Raw genomic sequence first — 26206 nt, 5'->3', positions numbered from 1 at the left:
GGAATTACATAAAAATGCTGGGTTTAATGGTGTTAGTGGTCTTTTTGTTCGCCTTTGCATCAAAACGGAATGGCGCACGCCAGATTTCCGCTCCCAACGTGCATTTTATAGGCGAAAACAATCTGTTTATTACCAATGAGGCTGTTAGTAAATTGTTAATACAAAATTCTAAAGGCGTTAAAAACCTAGCCAAAGAAACTTTAGTTTTGAATGAATTAGAGAATGCCCTCAAATCTAATCCAATGATAAAGACTGCAGAAGTGTATGTTGCTGTAAATGGTACACTTAATGCCGATATAGAACAAAAAACACCTATTGCCAGAGTAAGTACAAATGCGTCTTATTACATTGATGACGAAGGTTCGTTCATGCCACTGTCAAACAATTATTCCGCTAGAGTGCCATTGGTTACCGGTTATGTAGAGAAAAATAATTTAAACAACGTCTATAAAGTAGCACGTAAAGTGAGGGTGGATGGTTTTTTGAACAAGCACGTCATTGAAATTCACCAAGACCTCAATAAGCAACTTTACCTTAAGCTTAGGCAGTGCTCATTCAACGTATTGCTGGGCGATGCCAACTTTTTAGACAGAAAAATAAATAACCTAAAGGCGTTTTATAACAAAAACCTTAAAGACAACACATTACATGGTTACAGTAAAGTGAACTTGCAGTTCGAAAACCAAGTTATATGTACAAAAATTTAAACTATGGAGCATAATTTAGCAGTTGGATTAGACATAGGAACCACAAAAATCGTGGCGATGATTGGTCGTAAAAACGAATACGGCAAGGTCGAAATTTTTGGTATTGGTCGATCTAAAAGTTTGGGGGTTCACCGTGGTGTGGTCAATAATATTACCCAGACCATTCAGTCTATTCAGCAGGCTGTGCAAGAGGCCGAGGCTGCTGCAGATATAAAAATAGAAGATGTAACGGTTGGTATTGCAGGTCAGCATATAAGAAGCCTTCAGCATAGCGACTACATTACCCGATCAAATTCTGAAACGGTTATTGACGATGACGATATCGATAGGTTAATCGGTCAAGTACATAAATTGGTGATGCTTCCTGGCGAGGAAATCATCCATGTGCTTCCGCAGGAATATAAAGTAGATGGTCAGGCCGAAATAAAAGAGCCTATTGGTATGTACGGCGGACGTTTGGAAGCCAATTTCCATGTGGTAGTTGGGCAAGTGTCGTCCATCAGAAATATTGGTCGATGTGTGCAAAGTTCAGGTTTGAATCTAGAAGGCATCACTTTAGAGCCTTTGGCATCTGCTAATGCGGTGTTAAGCCAAGAAGAAAAAGAAGCCGGCGTAGCGCTAATCGATATAGGTGGCGGAACCACCGATTTGGCCATTTTTAGAGACGGCATAATTCGTCATACGGCAGTAATTCCTTTCGGTGGAAATGTAATCACCGAAGATATCAAGGAAGGATGTTCTATCATTGAAAAGCAGGCCGAACTGCTAAAAATAAAATTTGGATCGGCATGGCCCGGTGAAAATAAGGATAACGAAATTGTTTCCATTCCTGGGTTGCGAGGTCGCGAGCCCAAAGAAATCACCTTAAAAAACCTATCAAAAATCATTCACGCCCGTGTGGTTGAAATCATCGAACAAGTATATGTCGAAATAAAAAACTACGGTCACGAAGAGCAAAAGAAAAAGCTTATTGCCGGAATCGTTTTAACCGGTGGCGGGGCGCAGTTAAAACACCTCAAACAATTGGTGGAGTATATCACGGGAATGGATACCCGAATTGGTTATCCCAACGAGCATTTAGCAGGTGATAGCGACGACGATATTACGAGTCCGCTATTTGCTACGGCTGTTGGTTTGGTGTTGGACGGCCTAAAGCGAAACGAAAGAAAAAAAATAGAACAACAAGAGGAAGGACAGCAAGTTGAAAATGAAGCCGGAGCTAATGATGATGAGGAAGAGGTAAAAGAGAAACCCATAAAGGAACGGCGTTCGTTCTTAGATAAATTGACCGAGCGCGTTAAAGATTTTTTAGATAACGCAGAGTAGTATTTTTTTGAATCCATTGAAATAAATAGAGTACAAAACCCCAAAAAAAGAGAATTTTATGAGCAGCAAAAAAGAATTCGACAGTATCGCATTTGATTTACCTAAAAACCAATCAAGTGTCATTAAAGTTATCGGCGTTGGCGGTGGAGGTAGCAACGCCATAAACCACATGTTCCAACAGGGCATAAAAGGTGTGGATTTTTATATCTGTAATACCGATTCGCAGGCCCTACAAAACAGTGGTGTGCCCAACAAAATTCAATTAGGTGTAAATTTAACCGAAGGCTTAGGGGCAGGGGCGAACCCAGAAATTGGAGAACAAGCTGCGCTAGAGAGTTACGACGATATAACACAAATGCTGGACACCAACACCAAAATGGTTTTTATCACTGCCGGAATGGGTGGTGGTACAGGTACAGGAGCTGCACCTATAATTGCTAAAATGGCCAAAGACCTCGATATTTTAACGGTGGGCATTGTAACCATGCCGTTTCAGTTTGAAGGCCGTATGCGTATTGAACAGTCGCAAAAGGGAATCGAAAGACTTAGAGATGTAGTGGATTCCTTGATCGTGATAAATAACAATAAACTCCGTGAGGTTTACGGAAATTTGGGCTTTAAGGCTGGGTTCTCGAAAGCAGACGAAGTGCTATCTACTGCTGCTCGTGGTATAGCCGAAGTTATTACACACCATTACACCCAAAACATCGATTTACGTGATGCCAAAACCGTGTTAAGTAACAGCGGAACTGCCATAATGGGATCGGCTCTTGCGGCAGGCCAAAACCGAGCTCAAGAAGCTATTAGAAAAGCGTTGGATTCGCCGTTATTGAACGATAATAAAATCACCGGAGCCAAAAACGTATTGTTGCTTATTGTTTCCGGAACTCAAGAAATCACCATTGATGAAATTGGTGAAATAAACGACCACATTCAAAATGAAGCTGGCCATGGCGCCAATATCATTATGGGGGTTGGTGAAGACGAAGCGCTTGAAGAATCTATTGGCGTAACTATCATTGCTACGGGTTTTAACATCGAGCAACAAGACGAAATTTCAAATACCGAAACCAAAAAAGTGGTACATTCTTTGGGGGAAGACCAAGAGTTGCAACCCAAGGAAAAGGAGCCTGTTATTATAGCGCCAAACATAGAATTAGAAAAGAAAGAAGAACCACCAAAGGTAGTGCGCCACACTTTAGATTTGGATACTGAGGAAGAAGACATCAATCCATTGCCAAAACCTGCGCCAAAGCGTCAAATTGATAAAGCCTCACAAGCTACAAAAGATTTCAATTTGATTCCTACTTCAGAAATTATAAAAAATATGGACGTGGTTTATGAAGAAGTTAGTGCCAGCATCGAAGAGGAAGAAGATTTCATTATCAAGCCGGTTACCCGAATGGATGCTGAAAGTGATGAAAATCAGGAAATAGAAAAGCAAGTGGATGAGGTTGAGGAAGAACAACAAATTACGCTGACTTTTGATTTGCCTATTTCAGAAAAGAAAGAAGAAAGCAAGCCCAAACAGCAAAACGTAATATCTTACGATTTGGATGAAGAGGAAGTAAAAGATGTAAAGGTGAATGATTATGTTGAAATCATCACTGTTAATGAAACCAATGAAACTGGCGATATCCGTTATGCTTTGGATGATTATGAAGAAGTGGAATCGGCCATGAACGAGAAATCTTCAAAATCAAAACAGCAGGTAGAGGAAATCGATCAGGAAGTGGTTTTTGAAAAGAAGGTAGTAAAAGCACTTGAGCCACAAGAGCAGGAGGAAGACATCGACCCGATGAACACGCCAATTTCTGAGTTGTTGAAAGAGCGTGCCGCAGAGCGTAGACGGAAAATGAAGGACTTCAATTATAAATTCAATACGTCTAAAATTGATGATATTGAAAAAGTGCCGGCATACAAACGTCAAGGTCTGGATTTGAGCAATGCCAGACATTCTTCGGATAACGATATGTCTCGAACAAGCATCGGTACAGATGATAATGATGATATAAAATTGAGAAGCAACAATTCGTTTTTGCACGATAACGTAGATTAAAAATTCAGAATTTAACCACTGTGTTTGTCTCTCACCCCGAAAAGCCCTCACTTTTCGGGTTTTTTTATGTTTAGTTATTTCGGCTTAGCCAATTTTCATTTTGTAGAAGAAAATATTGATGCCGTTCTTGCTAAGGCAGAAATCTATGTTTATCTTCGCAGCTCCATTAGTCGTTAAAACATGAGTTTACAGCAAGAAGTAATGTCGGCTTTAAAAGAAGCCATGAAATCTAAAGACCAAACAGCTCTTACGGCTTTGCGTGCCATAAAATCTGCTATTTTGTTGGCGCAAACCGAAAGTGGAGCCAAGGAAGAATTATCAGAGGAGCAGGAGCTTAAAATACTTCAAAAACAAGTAAAACAACGTCGTGACAGTGCTGCTGTTTATTTAGAGCAGGGCAGGGAGGATTTGGCAGCTCCAGAATTGGCTGAGGCCGATGTGATTTCCCAATTTTTACCAGAAGCCCTTTCTGCAGAAGAAATTGAAAAAGTAGTTGTGGCTACTATTGAGCAAACTGGTGCAGAAGGCATGAAAGATATGGGAAAAGTAATGGGTATTGTTAGCCAGGAATTGGCTGGTCAAGTCGATGGTAAAACTATTTCGGCTATAGTAAAAGCTAAATTATCTTAAAATAAAAATATTATATCTGCTTTCGCAGGTGTTAACGGCCCCGTGGCGCAACTGAATAGCGCATCAGATTTCGGCTCTGAGGGTTGGGGGTTTGAATCCCTCCGGGGTCACAAAAAACTCCACTTAAATTTTAAGTGGAGTTTTTTTATTGGTTAAACAAAAAAAATGTGCCATTTTTAGACTTTCCTAAAATTAAAACCTAACCACAGGGAGTCAATGTTAATCGATCAATCTGCTCTACATTCTTTTATTGGATATTTTATTTTAGGGCTGTTGGTATGCGGCGTGGTCGTATTGCTGTTGATTTATATAAGAAGAGTCATTACTGCAATTTTAGATTCTGCAGAAACGCTTTACGCATCAATTTCAAAACGCCCATTGTTTGTACATTTCTATTTATTTAAAAGAAAATTGAATATAGAGCAGATTCGTATCCTGGAAAATCATTTTACTTTTTATAATCGATTGGATGCCAAATATAAGCGTTACTTTCGGCATCGGGTGGCAACTTTTATTAAGAAAAAGAATTTTCAGGGGAAAGAAGGTTTTGTAATCACTGAAGAAGTGAAGGTACTTGTCTCTGCAACGGCGGTTATGCTCACTTTTGGTTTTAGGAAGTACCTTATTGACTACGTTAAATTCATATTGGTGTATCCAACAAAGTATTTTTCCCAGATAAATAAGACATACCACAAAGGCGAGTATAATGCCCAATTAGAAACTTTGGTGCTGTCTTGGGACAACTTCCAAGAAGGTTTTAGAATTGAAGACGATAAGCTTAATTTAGGTATTCACGAGTTTGCCCATGCCATTCATTATAGTAGTATCAAACAAGAGGACATCAACTCCATAATTTTTGTTGATACATTTAACGAACTACGGGAGGAGCTTGCAGTAAATCGGCATTTAAAGAACGAATTGGTATCTTCAAACCTAATAAGAAGCTATGCTTTAACAAATGATGCCGAACTGTTGGCTGTTGTTATTGAAACATTTATCGAAGCTCCCCAAGCATTCTTAGGCTTGTTTCCCGAGGTTTACGGCAAGCTAAGGCAAATGCTCAATTTTGACTTCAACGGGTATTAGCAAGGTAATCTTTAAACTTTTAAATTGGCGGATTTTTTAAGGCCTATCAATTGTGTTTTAGGTTTTTCAAATGATTGGCCACATGATTTTTATCATACATTTTCAGGTTTTTGATTGGTAATTTAGTCATACTAACAAAAACACAAAAGTTATGATACGGAATGCGCCAGTTTCAATAATAATGACCGAGCATGTTATTACATTAAACAAAAGAGACAGTTTGGAAAAGGCAGAATACTTGTTTAAGCACCATAAAATAAGACATATTCCGGTGGTAGACAAAAGTAAGGTAATAGGTATGCTTAGCTTTACAGATTTATTGCGGCTAAGTTTCGCAGATGTTACCAATGAAACAGATACAGCCGTAGATGTTATGGTGTATAATTTATTTACTATTGAACAAGTTATGAAACGCAATGTAGTTACTGTTACTACCTCAAATACCATAAAGGAAGTCGCCGAAATTTTGGCCATAAGAGAGTTCCATGCCTTGCCAGTGGTTGATAATAATAGTTTGGCGGGAATTGTAACCACAACAGACCTCATAAAATATTTACTAAAACAATTTTAAGAGGAAGTAATAATTGGTTGTGTATTACTTAAAATTTAAAGAAAATTCATAAATGTAAAATTTCTGTTAAATGGAAAGAAGCTAACATCTAAAATGTGTTTTTAAAACGTAAATGGGGTAACTAATTAATTATAAAAATTTATGGTCTCTAAACACAATGCTTCAAAACCTACAACACCAAAAAAACAAATAAAAAATTTAAAGAGTCGATTCGCTTCATTTTTCAATAGCCACGGAAAGACCGATAACCCTCAGAATAGAATAGTCCTTTTGAGCACATTTCTATTTATAATCATGGGGGTTTATATGTTTTCGGTATTCCACAACGATTTTGAACAAGTTAACGCCGAACGCATGAGTACCACCCCTGGGATAATTTTCTTGGGCATAGGGCTGCTTCTTTTATTGTTTAAGGCCTTTTATTTCATTTTTATGGCATTCAATTTTTTAAAGTACAAAGCCATTCCGTCGGTAACCGATAGCGAATTGCCCACATGTACCGTAATTGTTCCTGCCTATAATGAGGGCAAGCAGGTTTGGGATACTTTAATGAGTTTGGCTGAGAGTAATTACCCAAAAAGCAAAATACAATTACTGGCCATTGACGATGGTAGTTTGGATGACACTTGGGACTGGATGAAGGATGCCAAGGAAAAATTGGGAGACCGATTAGAGATTTACCAACAGCCCCAAAACCAAGGTAAACGCCACGCGTTGTACAGAGGATTCCATTTGGGAACGGGAGAGGTATTTGTAACCGTCGATAGCGATTCTGTTGTTACGGTCGATACCCTTAGAAATCTCGTTTCGCCGTTTGTTAATAATGAGCAATGTGGTGCCGTAGCCGGGAATATAAGGGTGCTGAATAACAAAAAAGAAATGCTACCAAAAATGTTGGACGTTAGTTTTGTAATGAGTTTTGAGTTTGTACGTTCGGCCGAAAGCAAATTGAATTCTGTGTTGTGTACTCCAGGTGCATTGGCGGCCTACAGAAGCACTGCGGTACATAAATGCCTTCCGGAGTGGATCAATCAAACTTTTATGGGACAACCTTCGGATATTGGAGAAGACCGCGCCATGACCAACATGATTTTGAAACAAGGTAATCACGTTCTGTTCCAGCGAAATGCAGTGGCTTACACCAATGTACCTGAAAAATATCCAGGGCTTTATAAAATGTTTATTCGTTGGGGACGCAGTAACGTTCGTGAAAATATAGCCATGGCCAAATACGTTTTTACCAATTTTAGGCAAGGCAGCAAATTTGGAAGCCGATTGCTGTTTTTTGCCCAATCACTCAGAATCATTATGAGCTATCCTTTGGTGTTATTTATGTTGTTTTTTGTATTAACGCATCCGCTGTTGTTTTTGGGGTCAACGATGTTGAGTATTCTAATTATTTCATCGTTTTCTGTATTGTTTTATGCGCACCGTTACGAAATAAAGGAATCTGTTTGGGCATACACCTACAGCGTATTTTATACTTTTGGTCTGTTCTGGATTACACCTTACGCTATTGCAACGGCAAGCAGAAGAGGGTGGCTAACACGAGGTTTGGCCGAGAAAAAGTAAAACGCCTTTCTTATTCTTTTAAAGAAAATATACTTAATTTCAGACGCGTCAAAATCAACTTTTGGCGCGTTTTTGCTTTAAAACTCTCAATTTGTCACCGACATTGTGTCAGTTTTGGCTGTAAGTTAAGAATTTTAAATTATCATATACTCAAACATTTGAGTGGTTTTCTTCAAAATATTTCAACAAAAACGATAAAAGCATTCAATTCCCAAAATTCTTAAAATCAAAATTTCATTTTGGCACTGTCGCACAGATGTTGTGGTTTAATAGTCGATAAAAAAGTTTATTAACTAAAAAACATTTATGAAAGTATTAGTAATTGGAGCAGGAAATATGGGTTTAACTTACTCTGAGGGCATGGCAAGTTCGCCGCTTTTGAGCAAACACAAACTCAAAATATACGACACTGATCCAAAAAAAATTACAACTTTAAGAGAAGACGGACGATTTGATGTATATGACAATTTAGACGATTGCCTGCCCAAGGCAGATATCGTTTTTGTAGCCGTAAAACCATATCACAGTGATGGTTTGTTCGAGCAAATGAAACCCATGTTGAACAAAGAGCAAGTTATTGTATCTTTAATGGCGGGGGTAACTATTGAAACCATCCAAGGAAAATTGGAGGTGCCAAAAGTAATTAGAACGATGCCTAATTTGCCGGCACAGGTTGGTAAGGGTGTAACATCTTACACGGAATCTGAGAGTGTTTCAAAAATCGAACTCATTATGGTTCGAAATTTATTGGACACCACAGGGACATCCATACACGTAAGCACCGAAAAGTTTATAGATGCTTCCACCGGAATTTCGGGTAGCGGGCCGGCATACGTATTCTATTTTATGCAATCTATGCTGGAGGCGGCCCAAAAAATGGGTTTTTCAGATTACGACTCTAGAGTGTTGGTTACCAATACTTTTGAAGGAGCGATAGAATTGTTCAACCAGTCTGATATTTCTCCCCAAACATGGATTAGTAGAGTGGCTTCCAAAGGAGGAACCACACAGGCCGCCATAGATTCAATGGAAGATAATAACGTAAAACAGTTGATTCAAGAAGGCGCTTACGCTGCTTTTGATAGAGCTGTGGAATTAGGAAAAGCAAAATAACATGGCAGACGACGATATTAAAAGAGTGGTGGTTAAGGTAGGGACCAATGTACTAACCAACCGCGATAACCGTATTTTAGGTCCTGTATTACGCGAGTTGGTAAGGCAAATTTTTGTGCTTTACGAACGCGGCATTATGGTGGTATTGGTGTCATCAGGTTCGGCCATTGCCGGTCGCGAAGTTTTGGGGTCAACCAAAATAACCGATAAATCAATACGCAGGCAGGTATATTCATCTGTTGGTCAGCCCCGATTGATGCGCTATTACTACAATATTTTCCATGATTATGGAATGCAATGTGCCCAAGTGTTGGCCACAAAACGTGATTTCGACCCTGGTTTGCACCGCGAAAATATGATTAATTGTTACGAAGGTTTATTGTCCGAAGGTGTAATTCCTATTGCAAATGAGGACGATGCCGTATCGTTAACCATGTCGATGTTTTCAGATAACGACGAGTTGGCCAGTTTGGTTGCCGAATTGATTGATGCCGATAGATTGATTATATTGTCGGATACCGACGGTTTATATACCGGCCATCCAGACGATGAAGATTCTGAAAAGCTACATGAAGTTAAAGGAGATGAAAACGTTGAAAAATACGTTCAGGCTTCCAATAAAAAAGAAGGTGAAGGCCGAGGAGGCATGGCTTCAAAAATTAAAATAGCAAAAGGTACCGCGAAAAAAGACATCCCAACCTATATCGCAAACGGAAAACGTGAAAATGTTATCGTAGATATTATTGATGATAAAGAAATAGGTACTAAATTTATACACTAAAAAATAACCAGATGAAACTTTTAAGTTCAGACATAAAAAATAAGGTACTCCAATCTATGATTGATATTATAGATCGAGAGCGCAACAATATTATAAAAGCTAACCAAAAGGATTTGGATGCTTTTAACCGAGACGATCAAGCACTTTACGACCGATTGGTAGTAAACGAAGCTAAAGTAGATGGCATGATCCAGGCCATTAAAGAAGTTAAGGCGCAGGACGACCCGGTTGGAAAGGAAATTTCTAACGTTACTTTAGATAGTGGTTTGAAAATAACCAATAAAACAGCACCGTTCGGAACGATTTTAATCATTTATGAATCTAGGCCCGATGTAACCATCGAGGCGGCTGTACTAGCTTTTAAGGCCAATAATAAAATTTTGTTAAAAGGCGGAAAAGAAGCGATTAATAGTAACTTGATTTTAGAGAAATGTTGGCATGAAGCCTTAGAAGAAAATGGCCTTTCTAAAGAATGGATTAGGCTGTTGCATCTTCAGCGCGAGGAAACCCAAGAATTTTTAAGAAATCCAACAGAGCCTTTAGATTTGATTGTACCACGTGGTGGTGAGCGTCTTATCAAATTCGTAAAAGATCACGCCAGTTGTGCCGTATTGGTAAGTGGGCGTGGGAACAACTTTTTATACGTATCTGAAGATGCCGATTGGGAAAAAACCATCAAAGTTTTGGTTAACGCCAAAACCCATAAAATTTCGGGTTGTAATGCTTTAGATAAAGTTTTAATCAATAAAAACATCCCGAATTACGAGGCTAAATTAAAAGAGCTTCAGGAGGTTTTAAAAAGTGTTAATGTTAATATTTTGGTTGATGGAAACATCGCAAAAACCTTAACCGATGAAAACCAAATTCCAGATGAAGACACTTGGTACGAGGAGTTTTTGGCATTAAAAATATTGTTGGCCGAAGTAAGCTCATTAGATGAAGCTATTGAAAAAATAAATAAATATTCCGGAGGGCATTCTGCAGCCATTTTAACTGAAGACAAAGATAAGGCAACCCTGTTTATGGAGCAGGTAGATAGCGCAGCCGTTTACCACAACGCTTCAACACGATTTACTGATGGCGGACAAATGGGCGTTGGTGCCGAGTTGGCCATTAGTACCGATAAATTGCATCACCGCGGTCCATTAGGATTAAAGCAATTGGTAACTAATAAATACTACGTTTTTGGTGATGGCCATGTAAGGGTATAGTATGTAAAACAACACAGAACCACTTGTTTATCAGGCGGTTCTGTTTATTAAAAAAACGTTAAATCGTCAAGAATAGTTGTTTTTTTCGAGATTTTTATTAGATTAATTGTTATGGTTTACACAGACAAAGAAAAATACTCAGACGTTTTAGAAGACTCTATCGCTTATTTGGAAAATCACGGTTTTGAAAATATCAAAGCCGATTTTGAAGGCTACGAAAGCCCAAAATCTTACACCAAAGCGGGAAGCGATATCTCCATAACCCCAGATGTTGTAGCGACTAAAGAAGGCCGTAAATATTATTTCGATATCAGCCTTAAATCCGAAAAACCCAAATTACTTAAATCAAAATGGTTGTTTTTAAACACATTGAGCAACCTAAAATCGCATCGTTTTAAATTGATTACCAAACGCGGACATTATAAATTTTCGCAAGATATGCTTGAAGCCATAAATCTTAGCGATAAAAAGCTAATTAAGATTTAGGCTGCGGCATTCTATTTTCTTTTTAATTCTTTCACATGTGACCTTTTTGGTATTTGTGTTTCTAAAGCATGAATAAAAAAATGTGAGTTTTTTGTAACATTTATTTTAGTTTGTACGTATAACTATTAAATGCCCTTTTTATTCACGCATTAAATAACAGGAGAATTAAATGAGACAACTTAAAATTACGAAGCAGGTTACCAATAGAGAAACCGCTTCGTTAGACAAATATCTGCAAGAAATTGGAAAGGTTGATTTGATTACCGCAGATGAGGAAGTTGAATTGGCACAGCGCATCAAGGCTGGAGATCAAGTGGCTTTAGAGAAGCTAACCAAAGCGAACTTACGTTTCGTAGTATCGGTGGCTAAGCAGTACCAAAACCAAGGTTTAACATTGCCCGATTTAATTAACGAAGGTAACTTGGGGTTAATTAAGGCGGCGCAACGTTTTGATGAAACTCGAGGTTTTAAATTCATTTCGTATGCCGTTTGGTGGATTCGTCAATCTATTCTTCAAGCATTGGCCGAGCAATCGCGTATTGTACGTTTACCTTTGAACAAGATTGGTTCGATTAATAAAATCAACAAAACTTTTGCTTTTTTAGAGCAAAGCCATGAGCGTCCGCCTTCTGCTGAAGAGATTGCCAAAGAATTGGATATGACCATTAACGACGTAAAGGAATCGATGAAAAATTCAGGGCGTCACGTGAGTATGGATGCGCCATTGGTTGAAGGTGAAGATTCTAACCTTTATGATGTATTAAACTCGGGAGAATCGCCAAACCCAGACAAGGAGTTGTTGCACGAGTCGTTGCGTACAGAGATTGAACGCGCTCTTGAAACACTAACCCCTCGTGAAGCAGACGTTATTCGTTTATACTTTGGTTTAGGCAACCAACACCCAATGACGCTTGAAGAAATTGGTGAAACGTTCGATTTAACTCGCGAGCGTGTTAGACAAATAAAAGAAAAAGCTATTCGTAGATTAAAACACACGTCTAGAAGTAAAATATTAAAAACCTATTTAGGATAGTTTCATACAGAAATGACGACTAAATTACAGTAACAACAGTTACACACATAACTGTTCGTTTTTTGATTGATGAAAGAACCCCCGGCTGATTACCGGGGGTTTATTTTTTTATTCCCGATTTAAAAATCACTTATCTCTAGGCTAAAAAAAATAGATTTTATAATCCAAACTAAAATATTTATGTATTTTAGCGAACAAATTTACCTTTAATCTATTTTTTTTTTAATTTTAATCTTTCTATTTATGAAAAAAATTACCCTATTATGTTGCATAATGTTTTTTTTACTCTTGCACAAAACTTCACGGGGCCAAACTGTTTTTAATTGGGAAACAGCTACAGATAATGGAGCAAGTGTAACTCAAACAGTAGATGGTATAACCGTAACAGCAACCTCTTCACAAGGCGATGTTGATGCTGTAAATGGTGGCGGTTTAGATGGTTCAACTGGTATAGTTGTTTATTCTCAATCAATAAGTTCTACTAGTATGACCTTCACTTTTAACACAGCGGTTAATATTGCTAATGTTTTCTCATTCACGGCAACCAATAGTGGTGGTGATGCAACTTGGGTTTTTACGCCTACGGGTGGGAGTAATTCTGCTGTAACAGAAACAATACCTGCTACAAGTAATACCGATGTTGCGGTTAATTGGTTTGGAGTTACATCGTTTACAGTAACTAATTCTGGCGGAGGCACATCCCCTTTTGCTTTTGATAATATAACCTTAGGAGCAGCTTGTACAGAACCAGACGTGCCAACAGTTTCGCATACACCAACAACGGTATGTAATGGCAGTACAACAACATTAAATATTACAGGAAGTTTAAATGATGCTACAGAATGGGTGGTGTATACTGGTAGTTGTGGTGGCACAGAAGTAGGAAGAACATCAACATCATCATTGGTGGTAACACCTTCGTCTCCAAGTACAACGTATTATGTAAGAGGAGAAGGAGGGTGTACAACACCAGGTTCATGTGGAACCACAACAGTAAATGTAACCGCTTTAGATGATGCAAGTTTTAGTTATGGTTCGTCATCATATTGTCAAAACGCTAGTGATCCGTCTCCAACAATTACAGGAACAACCGGTGGAACATTTAGTTCTACAGCAGGATTGAGCATTGCCAGTAACGGTACTATCGATGTATCGGCTTCAACACCGAACACATATACGGTAACTTACACAACTGCAGGAACATGTCCGAGTTCATCAAATGTAAGTGTTACCATTAATGCTCCTGACGATGCTGGTTTTAGCTATGGTGCATCTGCATATTGTCAAGATGGTAGCGACCCAACACCAACCATTACAGGATTAACCGGTGGAACATTTAGTTCTACAGCAGGATTGAGCATTGCCAGTAACGGCACTATTGATGTATCGGCTTCAACACCGAACACATATACGGTAACTTACACAACGGCGGGAACATGCCCGAACTCATCGACGTTTGATGTGACGATCAACGCTTTGGACGATGCTAGTTTTAGCTACTCAATGTCAACGTACGACACAGATGATACAGATCCTACACCTACAATTACTGGAGAGATTGGTGGTGCGTTTAGTTCTGCAGCGGGGTTAAGCATCAATACTTCAACTGGAATCATAGATTTGTCGGCATCTACACCAAACACATATACCGTAACATATATCACGAATGGTACTTGTCAAAATTCATCAACATTTGATGTAACTATTGAAGATGCAGCACTAGGTATTGATGAAATTGATGCTGAACTAGACAACATTCAAATTTATACCAAGGCTAAGTCGTTGTTTATTAAAGGGCTTAAATCAAAAACAAATGTTGAGATTTATTCTATTATTGGCAAAAGATGTTTTAGAACTTCGACAAATGAAAGTGAAAATAATTTTGATTTATCTGATTTATCATCGGGAATTTATATTGTAAAAATACAAAGCACCGGCAATAACCTTAGGACTAAAAAAATTATTGTAAATTAAGTTTAGAATTTGATTGATGAAAGAACCCCCGGCTGATTACCGGGGGTTTATTTTTTTAGTATATCTTTGGTAAAATACACGTACCCTCGCATGTTAAAAACTATCTGCTATAAAAGCAAAGTAAAACCGGGCTTGAGCATACTCGATACAGAAGCATTGTTTCAAGAAACCCAGAATAATAATAACAGCCTAAAAATAACCGGCGTTTTAATAAAAAAGGAAACGGTATTTTTTCAAATCCTTGAAGGGGAATCCAATAGGCTGGATGTTCTTTACGAGAAAATAAAAAACGACTCTCGGCATTCAAATATCGTAGAGTTGTTGAACACAACCGTTGGGCAGCTAAGTTTCAATAATTTTGAAACAGGCTATAGAATAATTCAAGATGTAAACTCACTCTACGATTTACAAAACTACCTTATAAAACTGGAAGGCGCAGAAGCCGAACACAGTGCTACTTTTTTACAAATGATAGAAGACCTTCTATTGTCAGACGAATAAGTAATTTACATTTACTTTGTAGTAATTAATTTATTAAATTTATTTTTTACACAGAAACTCGCGTTATGAAGTATAAGGCCATTTGTTATTTGAGTAATATTAAGCCTAGCCTTAATAAAGGGGAAATAGATGACTTAATGGATTTTTCGGTCCATCAAAATAATAAAAGAGCCATTACTGGCTTGTGTATTTTATTAGACAATCACTTTTATCAAATACTGGAAGGAGAGCCAAATGCTGTCGATGAGTTGTTTTCAAAAATAAAGAAAGATAATAGACATAACGGACTTATCAAGCTTATTGATAAACCCATAAAAGATAAAATTTTCGCGGAGTACTATGGTGGAGATTTTGCCATTGTTAAAAAAAGGGTGGATGTGAATAAATTAAAAATCTACCTAGAATGGTTAAAAAATGCTAACATTCCTGAAATAAATGAATTACTTTTGCTCACTGAAAATTTTTTAAAATATAATAATGGCCTCTAAACTTATAGCCCCTTCACTTTTGGCTGCCGATTTCGCCAATTTACAGCGCGACATAGAAATGGTAAACCAAAGTGATGCCGATTGGTTTCATATTGATATTATGGACGGTGTTTTTGTTCCGAATATTTCCTTCGGAATGCCCGTATTACAAGCAATTCAAAAGCATGCCAAAAAAACTTTGGATGTGCACCTTATGATTGTGGATCCCGATAGATATATAAAAACTTTTGCCGACTTAGGCAGCGACGTACTTACCGTACATTACGAAGCGTGTCCGCACTTGCACAGAACCATTCAGGCCATAAAAGCAGAAGGCATGAAGGCAGGGGTTTCGTTGAATCCGCACACCAATGTGAGTTTACTGGAAGATACCATTAACGACATCGATTTGGTATTGATAATGAGTGTGAATCCGGGCTTTGGCGGACAAAGTTTTATTGAAAACACCTATGAAAAAGTAAAACAACTAAAAGCACTTATTGAACGAAAAGGCGCTAAAACCATAATTGAAATAGACGGCGGTGTAACCAATAAAAATGCCAAACAGCTAGTGGATGCGGGTGCCGATGTTTTAGTGGCAGGTAGTTATGTGTTTAAAAGTAATGATCAATTAGAAACTATTAAAAACTTAAAGGCGATAGTGAATACTTAATGTTACTTTAAAAACCTAAAAAAAAGCCCGTTTCAAAAATTGAAACGGGCTTTTTTTATGACTAAAGATTAATGAGAATTAATCCTCTCTATTGTTGCTTCGAGGTTTGCGGTTATCGCGGTTACGATTGTCTCTGCCTCGGTTGTCGCGACTGCCACCTTTATTGTCTCTTGGTGGACGTGGTTGCCAACCTTCTGGCTTTGGTAAAATAGCTTTACGCGACACTTTTTCCTTACGGGTTTTTGGGTCGACACCAAAGTATTTTACATCGAAAACATCGCCCATGTTTACCACATCGCTTACGTTTTCAGTACGTTCCCAAGCCAATTCACTTACGTGTAATAACACTTCGTTTCCTGGAGCTTCGGTGTATTCAACCACTGCACCAAAATCAAGCATTTTAATCACTTTTACTTCATAAACGCTACCAACTTCAGGTTTAAACATCAAGGAGTCAATTTTGGCTAAAACAGCATCGATACCATCTTGTCCTGTTCCCAAAATTTCAACAATACCTTCTTCTGTAACAGGGTCTTCGTTAATAACGATAGTGGTATTGGTTTCTTTTTGTAATTCTTGAATCACTTTTCCGCCAGGTCCAATTAAGGCACCGATAAATTCGTTAGGAATCACGCGGGTAACCATTTTTGGAGCATGCGACTTAACGTCGGCATTTGGTTCTGAAATGGTTTCGGTAATTTTATCTAAGATATGTAAACGGCCATCGCGAGCTTGTTTTAAGGCGTTCACAAGAATTTCGTATGATAATCCTTTCACCTTAATATCCATTTGGCAGGCTGTAATTCCGTCTGCAGTACCAGTTACTTTAAAGTCCATGTCGCCTAAGTGATCTTCATCACCTAAAATATCAGATAACACGGCGTACTTGCCAGTTTCGGTATCGGTAATCAATCCCATAGCAATTCCAGAAACTGGTTTTTTAAGTTGAACACCAGCATCCATCATGGCCATTGTTCCAGCACAAACTGTTGCCATAGAAGATGATCCATTAGATTCTAAGATCTCGGAAACAACACGTACGGTGTAAGGGCAATCATTAGGAACCATACCTTTAAGGGCACGTTGGGCCAAGTTTCCATGTCCTACTTCACGACGCGAAGTTCCTCGGATTGGACGGGCTTCACCGGTTGAAAAAGGAGGGAAGTTGTAGTGTAAATAAAAACGTTCTTCACCCTCAAACGATGGCATATCAATTTGGTTAGCCTCTCTTGAAGTTCCCAAAGTAACCGTAGCTAATGCTTGGGTTTCACCACGTGTAAAGATTGAAGAACCATGTGTTGATGGCAAATAATCAACCTCGCACCAAATAGGGCGGATGTCGGTAGTTTTACGTCCATCTAAACGTAAACCTTCGTTTAAGGTTAAATCGCGAACTGCGTTTTTCTCGGCTTTACTGTAGTATTTAGATATTAGACCACCTAATTCTTCTTGCTCTTCTTCAGAAAAAGAAGCTACAATTTCTTCTTTAATTTCTGCAAATGCAGCACCTCTTTCGTGTTTTGAAGAACCTGCTTTTGCTACGGCATACACTTTATCGTAAGCCAAATCGTGAATCTTTTTAGCCAAATCTTCATCTTCAACTTCTGGCTCGTATTCACGGGTTTCTTTTTTTCCGAAGGCTTCAGCTAATCTAATTTGCGCTTCGCACTGCACTTTAATGGCTTCGTGGGCAAATTTGATGGCTTCGGTCATTTCTTCTTCTGAAATTTCATCCATTTCACCTTCAACCATCATTACTGAATCTGCGCTGGCACCAATAACCATATCGATGTCACTTTCTTCTAATTGAGCTAAAGATGGATTGATGATGAATTCACCATTTACACGACCAACTCTTACTTCTGAAATTGGGCATTCAAATGGAAAATCGGATAATTGGATAGCGGCAGAAGCAGCCAAACCAGCCATCGCATCTGGCATCACGTTTTCGTCGTGAGACATCAATTGAATCATTACCTGTGTTTCGCTGTGGTAATCTTTTGGGAATAACGGACGTAAAACACGGTCAACTAAACGCATAGTTAACACCTCGCCGTCGCTAGGCCTAGCTTCTCTTTTGAAGAATCCGCCAGGGTAACGCCCTGCTGCAGCGAATTTTTCACGATAATCTACGGTTAAAGGTAAAAAGTCAACATCGGCCGACTTGTAATTGGAAACTACCGTACATAATAGCATACAGTTTCCAGATTGCACAACAACGCTACCATGCGCCTGTTTTGCTAATTTTCCGGTTTCGATAGAAATTTCTCTGCCGTCACCAAGGTCTATGACCTCTTTAAAAACTTGTGGTTTCATAATTTTCTTTTTAACCTAAGTGTTAATCGCACTTAAGCCATGTTAAACAATGGTCGGTGTGTTGTTGTGTGTAGTGTTGTGTGATGACCAATGAAAAACTGTAATGAGCTTCTTCTATTTTGTGTCATTGCGAAGCAAATTTTTAATTTGCTGTGGCATTTCCTTAAATGGAAAATTTTGCCACGTTTTAACTGCGATTAACGCAGGCTAGTTACATTCTTCGTAATGACATTGTAACTATGTGTAAATATAAAAACAAAAAAGAGGCTGTAAAAGCCTCTTTTTATTATTTTCTTAATCCTAATTCTTTTACTATGGCACGATATCTTAAGATATCTTTCTTAGTTAAGTAATCTAGTAAAGCACGACGCTTACCTACTAATTTAACCAACGAACGCTCGGTGTTAAAATCTTTACGATTGTTTTTTAAGTGCTCAGTTAAGTGGTTAATGCGGTGTGTAAACAACGCAATTTGTCCTTCGGCGCTACCAGTATCGTTTTTTCCTTTACCGTGCTTTTCGAAGATGTTTTCTTTTGCTTCTTTTGATAAATACATGCTAATATTATTGTAAATGATTGTTATGTACACGAAAGTCTTTCTTTCGAGCGGCAAAGATAGGTAAATTTTATCATTGCACAATATTTCTTTTTCTGTAAAGTTTTCAGTAAATTAACGTAAAATTTTTCGCAAACATGGAGAGGATTATTGCCGATGCTTTAGATGTCAACTTGCTTCCAGACATCTTTAATAATGCATATCATGGTATAGCCATTGTAGGGTTGGATGGAAAATGGCTATTGGTGAGCAAAAGTTTGTGCGATATTTTAGGATATAAGCAAGAAGAATTACAAAAACTTACTTTTCAAGATATTACCCACAAAGAAGATATAGCTCTCGATTTTAGAAAGATTAGCCAACTGTTAAAGGGTGAAATAAAAAATTATAAAATGCAGAAGCGATATTTTACCAAATCGGGAAATTTGGTTTGGGGGCAGCTTTCTGTGTCTCTGGTTAGGGATGATAAAGGAAAACCTAAATATTTCATTTCTCAAGTACAAGATATTACCAAAAGAAAGCAAAAGGAAGTAGAAAAAGATATTATTGCCAACATGGTTAAGGAACAAAATGAAAGGCTATTAAACTTTTCCAGAATTATAACCCACAATCTAAAAACACACGCCGGAAACCTAAATAACCTAGCTGGTTTTGTTGAAGAGGAAATTCCGGAAACTAAAGCTAATGAAAGTTTTTTAGTGTTAAAGCAGGCCGTACAAAACCTGCAAGATACCGTAGACCACCTTACCGAAATAGCCAAATTTTCAAAATACGATAAATCGGAACTTAAGTCTCTCAATTTACATGAGTATGCGGTAAACGCCATTTATAATGTATCGTCAATGGCTAAAAATAATAATTGCGAAATTGAAAATCTTATTGCTGAAGACTTGATGGTTGTTGGGATTGAAGCGTATTTAGATAGTATTATTCTTAATTTGCTTACCAATGCCATAAAGTATAGGGAGTACTCCAGAAAATGTAAAATTGTATTAAAGAGCAAGATAGAAGATAAGCGTGTTATTTTGAGTGTTAAGGATAACGGATTGGGAATCGATTTGAAAAAGCACGGAAACAAAATGTTTATGCTCTATCAAACGTTCCATAAACATGCAGATTCTACAGGAGTAGGGTTGTTTATCACCAAAAATCAGGTGGAAGCCCTTGGTGGAAAGATAAAAGTAAAAAGTAAACCGAACAAAGGCTCCAAATTTATGGTGTACTTCAAAAAAGGATAAAAAAATGCCCTTAATTTTTAAGGGCATTTTTTTTAAGGTCGTAAAGGCTGATTCAGTATTAAATCTAAATACTGGTTTACTTTATCTTTTAGGTCTTTTCTCAGGGTTATAAAATCCAAGAAACCATGTTCTAATAAAAACTCTGAAGTTTGGAACCCTTCAGGCAAATCCTTACCAGTTGTGTCCCTTACAATTCTTGGGCCAGCAAAACCGATTAAAGCACCGGGTTCACTAATATTAATGTCTCCCAACATTGCAAAGGATGCTGTAGTACCTCCGGTGGTAGGGTCGGTACATAGTGAAATATATGGTATTCCGGCATCGGCCAATTGAGCTAATTTTACCGAAGTTTTTGCTAGCTGCATTAACGAAAATGCCGCCTCCATCATTCTGGCACCTCCAGATTTAGAAATGACCATTAAAGGAATTTTCTTCTTTAAAGCATAATCGGCTGCACGGGCAATTTTTTCCCCAACAACGCTACCCATAGAGCCACCAATAAAAGCAAAATCCATACACGCTACCACTAAATCTTTGCCTTTAGATTTTCCAACGGCTGTTCTAATGGCGTCTTTTAATTGGGTTTTTTCCTGAGCCGCTTTTAATCGCTCAGGGTATTTTTTAGTGTCTTCGAACTTTAGCGGGTCTTTAGACTCTAAATTGGTATCCATTTCTTTAAATTTATTGTCGTCAAAAAGAATTTCAAAGTATTCTTTACTGCCAATCCTAACATGGTAGCCGTCTTCTGGGCTAACATAAAAGTTTTTTTCAAGCTCTTCGGCATCAACTATTTTTCCAGTGGGCGATTTGTACCAAAGCCCTTTCGGGGTGTCCTTTTTTTCCTCTGTAGTTGTTGTTATTCCTTTTGTTTTTCTTTTAAACCAAGACATAATGATTTACGATTTTTTGAATTTTGAATTTACGATTTTCAGTAGCAACTGATTATCGAAAAGCGACCGCTGTAACCTTTATACTATTTGGAGGTAACGCACAAAGCCTAGGTACAAAATTAAGTCTTTTTTTAATTTTGAGATAAAACTAGAATAGTTTTGTTTGTAACTTTGGTAGAAGGTTGAGGATAAATAATTGTGTTTGAGTTTTATAGCCAAAAAAAAGACCTCGAATAACGAGGTCTTTTTTTGTAAGTATAAACGCTATTATAAAGTGTTTACGTTGTTTAAGTCTTCAAACGCTTTTTTCAAACGCTCAACAAAAGTTTTTTCACCTTCGCGTAACCAAACACGTGGGTCGTAGTATTTTTTGTTAGGTACATCGTCACCGTCAGGGTTTCCAATTTGAGCTTTTAAATACTCGGCTTTTTCGCCCATATAATCTCTAATACCGCTCATAAACGCATATTGCAAATCGGTATCGATGTTCATTTTAATTACACCGTAGCTAATACCTTCGCGAATTTCTTCAACCGAAGAACCTGATCCGCCATGGAATACAAAATCAATATGGTTGTGCTCTACTCCATATTTTTCAGAAATGTATTCTTGCGAATTCTTTAAAATTTTTGGAGTTAGTTTTACGTTTCCTGGTTTGTAAACCCCGTGAACGTTACCAAAGGCAGCGGCAACGGTAAAACGCGGGCTCACTTTGCTAAGTTCTTCGTAAGCATAGGCAACTTCTTCTGGCTGGGTGTAAAGTTTAGAATCGTCAACATCGGTATTGTCAACACCATCTTCCTCACCACCGGTAATACCAAGTTCAATTTCTAAAGTCATACCCATTTTACTCATGCGCTCAAGGTATTGTTTGCAGATTTCGATGTTTTCTTCAATAGGCTCTTCCGAAAGATCGATCATGTGCGAACTGAAAAGTGGCTTTCCAGTGTCTTCAAAATGCTTTTCACTGGCATCTAGCAAACCGTCAATCCAAGGCAATAGTTTTTTTGCACAGTGGTCTGTGTGCAGAATAACGGGAACACCATATGCTTCGGCCATTGTGTGTACATGTTTTGCACCGGCAATAGCACCAGCAATAGCAGCTTTTTGCCCGTCGTTACTTAGACCTTTCCCGGCATTGAATTGAGCGCCTCCGTTTGAAAATTGAATAATTACAGGGGCGTTTAAATCTCGTGCGGTTTCCAAAACACCATTAATAGTGTCCGACCCAATAACATTAACCGCTGGCAAAGCATAACTGTTGGCTTTTGCGTGGTTAAATATTGCTTGTACTTCATCGCCTGTGGCAACACCTGGCTTTATATTGTGTCCCATATTTTCTGTTTATAAGAATTAGTAAATTAAATATTTTCAAAAGTAATCAAATTTTGAATAAGATAGCTTGGTTTTCTGTTTTGAAACTTAATAAATGATACTAAAACGTTGTAGTTTTTTTGTTGAATGAAATAGTGATTCCAGTAGAAAAGTTTTGAAACTTTTAAATGCGTTAGAAAGGGTAGTTGATACCAATATTGTACACAGCGTTTGAAAAATTATAATCGTTAAACCAGCGGTTTTCTTCTGCGTAAAAAGGGTCGTAGGTTTTAAAGCCAATATCGAACCTAAAAACGAAGAAGCTAAAATCGTAGCGTAAACCAAATCCAGATCCAACGGCAATGTCTTTTAACGAATTAAAACTATTGAACACGGCACCTTCGGAGGTAGTATTATCCAAGACGTTCCAAATGTTACCGACGTCCACAAAAATAGCCCCGTTCAAATCTTCAAAAATGTTGAAGCGTTGTTCGGCACTTAAGGCCAGTTTTAGGTTGGCTTCGTTAAATTCGTTGGTGGTGTTGGAGCTTCCTGGGCCTAAACTATAGGCTGTCCATGCCCGGTTGTCGTTGGGGCCTCCCGCAAAGAAACTTTTAGAGAACGGAATACTGTTTGAGTTGCCATAAGGTATCGCCACGCCCAAAAAGCTTCGCATGGCAAAAACGTTTTTCTTGCCTAAGTCCCAGTGTTTGGTGTATTCAAATTCGGTTTTTACGTATTGGGAGTACGAAACTCCAAAAAGCTCAAACCGGTCGTTTCTGTTCTTTTGGAAGCCCAAAAGCTCCGATCCGGTAGCCAATAAGTTTCCCGCCAATTCTAATTTTAATCGGAAAATTGAAAAATCTTCATCAAATAAATTGGTGCGTTCGTCATAAGTTAAATTGTAAATGGACGAAATAATCAAGTTGTTTTCCGTTAATCGGTCTTTACGCTCTTTTATGTTGTTAACTTCTTTGTACGATGTTGGGGCATTCGATTCAAAACTGTTGTCGGCCAATACCAAATCCATAAATTCGTCCGATCGGGCTTTGTTTAAAACCGGGTTGTCGTTTTCGTCGGTTTCAATATATTCGGCGGGGGTGTTGTAAACGTTAAGCGCAATATTGTTCAGGTTGTTGAACGAATTGCTATATACATTAAAATAATTGTCTATGTTCAGGTTTTTAACGTATTGCACATTAAACACATCCAGCCTATTGGTGGCTTTGTCGTTAGGCCTCCAGTTATAGTTGAAAATACCACTGAAAGTACGCTTGTCGAGACCTATATTGGTCTGGCTGGTTGAGGCCAAACTGATTTTGGTACTCGGCAACATGTATTTTGGAATGAGGTTTTCGGTGTAAAAGGGTGAAAATAGCCTCGGTATGGTGAGCTTAAAATCGACACCAAATTCGTTGATATCGAAAAAAGGATCGCCTTCTTGCGGGTCTTTCGAAGAGCCGATGGAACCGATAGCTGAAATTTGAAAGGTTTCGGCGCCCCTAAAAATATTTCGAATGAGCAAACTGGGGTTTACCGAAAGGCCAACCGATTGGATGTTGCTGGTCGATACATCGGTACTAAAGCCCAAGTTGAATTTTTTCAATGGTGTTAGCCTAATGGTGTCGGTAAGCGTGCGGTCTGCATTCTCAATATATTCAATATTGGGGTATTTAAAGGTGCGCAACTCGTTTAAATGCCGGTAAGTGCGGGTACGGTCAATGTCCCTAAAAACTTCGCCGGGCGATATAAACACGGCGTCGGTCAAGGCTTTGGGTTGGTAACGCATTTTACCATAGCTGTAAAGCTTGTAGCCGTTGTAGTATATGGAATCTTTAAAAGATTTGCCACGATTTTCGAAAGTATAATCGGTTATAATGTTTACATCTCTTATTTTATATACTTCAAAAGGTTTACGCTCTATGGAATCTGGAGTTCTTATGGCACGATCTTGAATAATCACATCAACATTTACTTTTTTGTTAGTGCCAATAGTGTCCATTTCAAAAGTGATGTAGTCTTGATTGAAATGATAAACGCCGTTATTTCGTAATTCGTTTGAAATACGTTCGCGTTCGTTTTCAAAGTTTAAAGTTTTGTATTGTTGCCCGGGCTTTATAATGGCATCGTTTTCAATGTCTTCGTATAACGATTTAACCACGGGCGATTTTATGGTTTCGGTAATAGAATCTAAAACAAAAGGGCGTCCGGTTTTAATACGGTATTCTACTTCGGCCCGTTTGTTGTCGCTTTTATTGATGTCGTATTCGGTTTCAACATTAAACCAACCGTTGTTAATATAATAGTCCTGAAAGCGCTTTGCCGATTTTTTGGTTTGTTCTTCATTTACAATGGTAGGTGGTTCGCCAGTGTGTTTCAGCCAGTTGTTAAACCCAATGGCTGAAGCCTTTAGTTTGTTCAATTGCTTTTTTGAGTAACGTTTTATTAAGCGCTCTCTGCGGTTGGGTTTTTTGTCCAACCAAGCCTCAAAAAGCGAATCCCTATTGGGGCGGGCTAAATTGTAAATGTGTAATCTCAACGGAACACCAGCAATTTTTCGGTTGGTTTTTTGATAAATTAGGTTGTTTGTAGTAACCGAATTGTCTTTTTTATCGTTAACGAAAACCGTGTTTTTGGTCAATAAATGCTCGTCTTCGGCAACTCTTTTTGTAGCATCGCAGGAAAGGAAGCATCTCGAAAAAATGATTAAAATGAATATTTTTAAGAGTTGACGTGTCAAATGAAAAATGAGGTTAAATTTTAGACGGTTTGTGCTGCAATTTTGTTCAAAAATACACTATTTACACTTAAATAAATAGCAGAATGCCTAGAGCCTCGCAATATTTTCTTTTCTTTATCGAAATTTACTTAAGCCCCTGATGGTAGCTTGGCAAATGAAGGGCAATGGCCACTGAGATATTTAATGGGTTGAATCACAGATTTTCAAAATTTAAACGTTAAGAACACGATGCTTTCTAAAAACCAAATCAAATTAATAACGAGTTTAAAACAAAAAAAGTTTAGGCAACAGCACGGTTTTTTTGTAGCTGAAGGCATAAAGACCATCAACGAACTTTTGCAATCTTCACTTAAACTTCATGAATTGTTCACCACAGAACCTCTCAATAATAATGCCACGAAAGCGACCATTGTTTCTGAAAAGGAACTAAAACGCATCAGCTTTTTAAAAACGCCCAACACGGCTTTGGCGGTATTTGAAATTCCACAACCCAAACCCATTAAAAGCGACGGATTAATTGTAGCCATAGATGCCGTTAGTGACCCCGGAAATCTCGGCACCATCATCCGGCTTTGCGATTGGTTTGGTATAAAAGATTTAGTTTGTAGTACCGATACGGTAGATTGTTTTAACCCCAAAGTGGTGCAGGCTACTATGGGATCGATAACTCGGGTTGATATCAATTATGTGGATTTGGAAGGGTTTTTGAAAAACTACAGCGGTCCTGTTTTTGGGGCGTTTATGGATGGAGAAAATGTGTATTCGGCCAACTTACCGACAAGCGGTGTTTTGGTAATGGGAAATGAGGCCAACGGCATTTCAAAAGGTACTGAAAGTTTGGTTACAGAGAAAATAGCGATTCCAAGGTTTGGTGATTTACAAGCCACGGAAAGTTTAAATGTGGCGACAGCGACAGCTATTTTATTGAGCGAGTTTAGGAGGGGAGAACCGAGTTAACAGTT

General features: G+C 38.2%; 23 protein-coding genes and 1 tRNA gene. 19 read left to right on the top strand and 5 right to left on the bottom strand.

Annotated features, from left to right (window positions below; all coding sequences use genetic code 11):
• The first annotated feature begins 14 nt into the window (after window positions 1-14).
• From HC176_RS11830 to rpe, 17 genes are all read left to right on the top strand, one after another.
• Window positions 15-707, top strand: a complete 693-nt coding sequence (locus HC176_RS11830; protein ID WP_245234888.1) for a cell division protein FtsQ/DivIB — start codon at window positions 15-17, stop codon at window positions 705-707.
• A gap of 3 nt (window positions 708-710) precedes the next feature.
• Window positions 711-2033: a cell division protein FtsA gene (gene ftsA / locus HC176_RS11825; RefSeq protein ID WP_167918557.1), complete on the top strand. Its 1323-nt coding sequence runs from the start codon at window positions 711-713 to the stop codon at window positions 2031-2033.
• Between the two features lie 58 nt (window positions 2034-2091).
• A complete protein-coding gene (gene ftsZ / locus HC176_RS11820) occupies window positions 2092-4092 on the top strand; it encodes a cell division protein FtsZ (RefSeq protein ID WP_167918555.1) in 2001 nt (666 codons plus the stop codon).
• 180 nt (window positions 4093-4272) lie between these two features.
• Window positions 4273-4722: a GatB/YqeY domain-containing protein gene (locus tag HC176_RS11815; RefSeq protein WP_167918553.1), complete on the top strand. Its 450-nt coding sequence runs from the start codon at window positions 4273-4275 to the stop codon at window positions 4720-4722.
• Window positions 4723-4758: 36 nt separating this feature from the next.
• A tRNA-Arg gene (locus HC176_RS11810) sits at window positions 4759-4832 on the top strand.
• Between the two features lie 106 nt (window positions 4833-4938).
• Window positions 4939-5808 (top strand): zinc-dependent peptidase, encoded by an 870-nt coding sequence (locus HC176_RS11805; RefSeq protein ID WP_167918551.1) that lies wholly within the window; start codon window positions 4939-4941, stop codon window positions 5806-5808.
• A 151-nt stretch (window positions 5809-5959) separates the two neighbouring features.
• Entirely contained in the window at window positions 5960-6379 is a 420-nt protein-coding gene (locus HC176_RS11800) for a CBS domain-containing protein (RefSeq protein ID WP_167918549.1), read from the top strand.
• A gap of 141 nt (window positions 6380-6520) precedes the next feature.
• Window positions 6521-7951, top strand: a complete 1431-nt coding sequence (locus HC176_RS11795) for a glycosyltransferase family 2 protein (RefSeq protein ID WP_167918547.1) — start codon at window positions 6521-6523, stop codon at window positions 7949-7951.
• 306 nt (window positions 7952-8257) lie between these two features.
• Window positions 8258-9064: a pyrroline-5-carboxylate reductase gene (proC, locus tag HC176_RS11790; RefSeq protein ID WP_167918545.1), complete on the top strand. Its 807-nt coding sequence runs from the start codon at window positions 8258-8260 to the stop codon at window positions 9062-9064.
• Between the two features lies 1 nt (window position 9065).
• Window positions 9066-9845 (top strand): glutamate 5-kinase, encoded by a 780-nt coding sequence (gene proB / locus HC176_RS11785; protein WP_167918543.1) that lies wholly within the window; start codon window positions 9066-9068, stop codon window positions 9843-9845.
• Between the two features lie 11 nt (window positions 9846-9856).
• Window positions 9857-11056 carry a glutamate-5-semialdehyde dehydrogenase gene (locus HC176_RS11780; RefSeq protein WP_167918541.1) on the top strand — a complete coding sequence of 400 codons (1200 nt, stop codon included), beginning with the start codon at window positions 9857-9859 and terminating at the stop codon, window positions 11054-11056.
• Window positions 11057-11167: 111 nt separating this feature from the next.
• Window positions 11168-11542: a hypothetical protein gene (locus HC176_RS11775; protein WP_167918539.1), complete on the top strand. Its 375-nt coding sequence runs from the start codon at window positions 11168-11170 to the stop codon at window positions 11540-11542.
• A 169-nt stretch (window positions 11543-11711) separates the two neighbouring features.
• On the top strand, window positions 11712-12575 hold the full coding sequence (locus HC176_RS11770; protein WP_027137161.1) for a sigma-70 family RNA polymerase sigma factor: 864 nt from the start codon (window positions 11712-11714) through the stop codon (window positions 12573-12575).
• Window positions 12576-12818: 243 nt separating this feature from the next.
• The gene (locus HC176_RS11765) at window positions 12819-14549 is read left to right on the top strand and encodes a T9SS type A sorting domain-containing protein (RefSeq protein WP_167918537.1); all 1731 of its coding nucleotides are present in this window, start codon (window positions 12819-12821) and stop codon (window positions 14547-14549) included.
• A gap of 90 nt (window positions 14550-14639) precedes the next feature.
• Window positions 14640-15050 (top strand): BLUF domain-containing protein, encoded by a 411-nt coding sequence (locus HC176_RS11760; RefSeq protein WP_167918535.1) that lies wholly within the window; start codon window positions 14640-14642, stop codon window positions 15048-15050.
• A 65-nt stretch (window positions 15051-15115) separates the two neighbouring features.
• A complete protein-coding gene (locus HC176_RS11755; protein WP_167918533.1) occupies window positions 15116-15538 on the top strand; it encodes a BLUF domain-containing protein in 423 nt (140 codons plus the stop codon).
• On the top strand, window positions 15528-16190 hold the full coding sequence (gene rpe / locus HC176_RS11750) for a ribulose-phosphate 3-epimerase (protein WP_167918531.1): 663 nt from the start codon (window positions 15528-15530) through the stop codon (window positions 16188-16190). Before HC176_RS11755 ends, rpe begins: the two co-directional genes overlap by 11 nt.
• A gap of 78 nt (window positions 16191-16268) precedes the next feature.
• Here the strand turns inward: rpe and HC176_RS11745 are convergent, their stop codons facing one another.
• Window positions 16269-18506, bottom strand: coding sequence for a polyribonucleotide nucleotidyltransferase (locus HC176_RS11745; RefSeq protein WP_167918529.1), 2238 nt, complete (start codon window positions 18504-18506; stop codon window positions 16269-16271).
• Window positions 18507-18792: 286 nt separating this feature from the next.
• Window positions 18793-19062 carry a 30S ribosomal protein S15 gene (gene rpsO, locus HC176_RS11740; RefSeq protein WP_167918527.1) on the bottom strand — a complete coding sequence of 90 codons (270 nt, stop codon included), beginning with the start codon at window positions 19060-19062 and terminating at the stop codon, window positions 18793-18795.
• A gap of 137 nt (window positions 19063-19199) precedes the next feature.
• Between rpsO and HC176_RS11735 the strand changes: the two genes are divergently transcribed.
• Window positions 19200-20300 (top strand): sensor histidine kinase, encoded by a 1101-nt coding sequence (locus HC176_RS11735; protein WP_167918526.1) that lies wholly within the window; start codon window positions 19200-19202, stop codon window positions 20298-20300.
• A 32-nt stretch (window positions 20301-20332) separates the two neighbouring features.
• Here HC176_RS11735 and accD read toward each other — a convergent pair whose 3' ends face one another.
• The 3 genes from accD to tamL all read right to left on the bottom strand — a co-directional run bounded on the left by accD (window position 20333) and on the right by tamL (window position 25244).
• Window positions 20333-21190: an acetyl-CoA carboxylase, carboxyltransferase subunit beta gene (gene accD / locus HC176_RS11730; protein WP_167918524.1), complete on the bottom strand. Its 858-nt coding sequence runs from the start codon at window positions 21188-21190 to the stop codon at window positions 20333-20335.
• A 267-nt stretch (window positions 21191-21457) separates the two neighbouring features.
• The gene (gene fbaA, locus HC176_RS11725) at window positions 21458-22525 is read right to left on the bottom strand and encodes a class II fructose-bisphosphate aldolase (RefSeq protein WP_167918522.1); all 1068 of its coding nucleotides are present in this window, start codon (window positions 22523-22525) and stop codon (window positions 21458-21460) included.
• A 172-nt stretch (window positions 22526-22697) separates the two neighbouring features.
• Window positions 22698-25244, bottom strand: coding sequence for a translocation and assembly module lipoprotein TamL (tamL, locus tag HC176_RS11720; protein WP_167918520.1), 2547 nt, complete (start codon window positions 25242-25244; stop codon window positions 22698-22700).
• A 228-nt stretch (window positions 25245-25472) separates the two neighbouring features.
• Here tamL and HC176_RS11715 point away from each other — a divergent pair, with 228 nt between their 5' ends.
• Window positions 25473-26201: a TrmH family RNA methyltransferase gene (locus HC176_RS11715; RefSeq protein ID WP_167918519.1), complete on the top strand. Its 729-nt coding sequence runs from the start codon at window positions 25473-25475 to the stop codon at window positions 26199-26201.
• The last annotated feature ends 5 nt before the right edge of the window (window positions 26202-26206 follow it).

The sequence above is a fragment of the Tamlana crocina genome (genome assembly GCF_012037625.1).
This window is presented reverse-complemented; position numbering and strand designations above follow the sequence as displayed.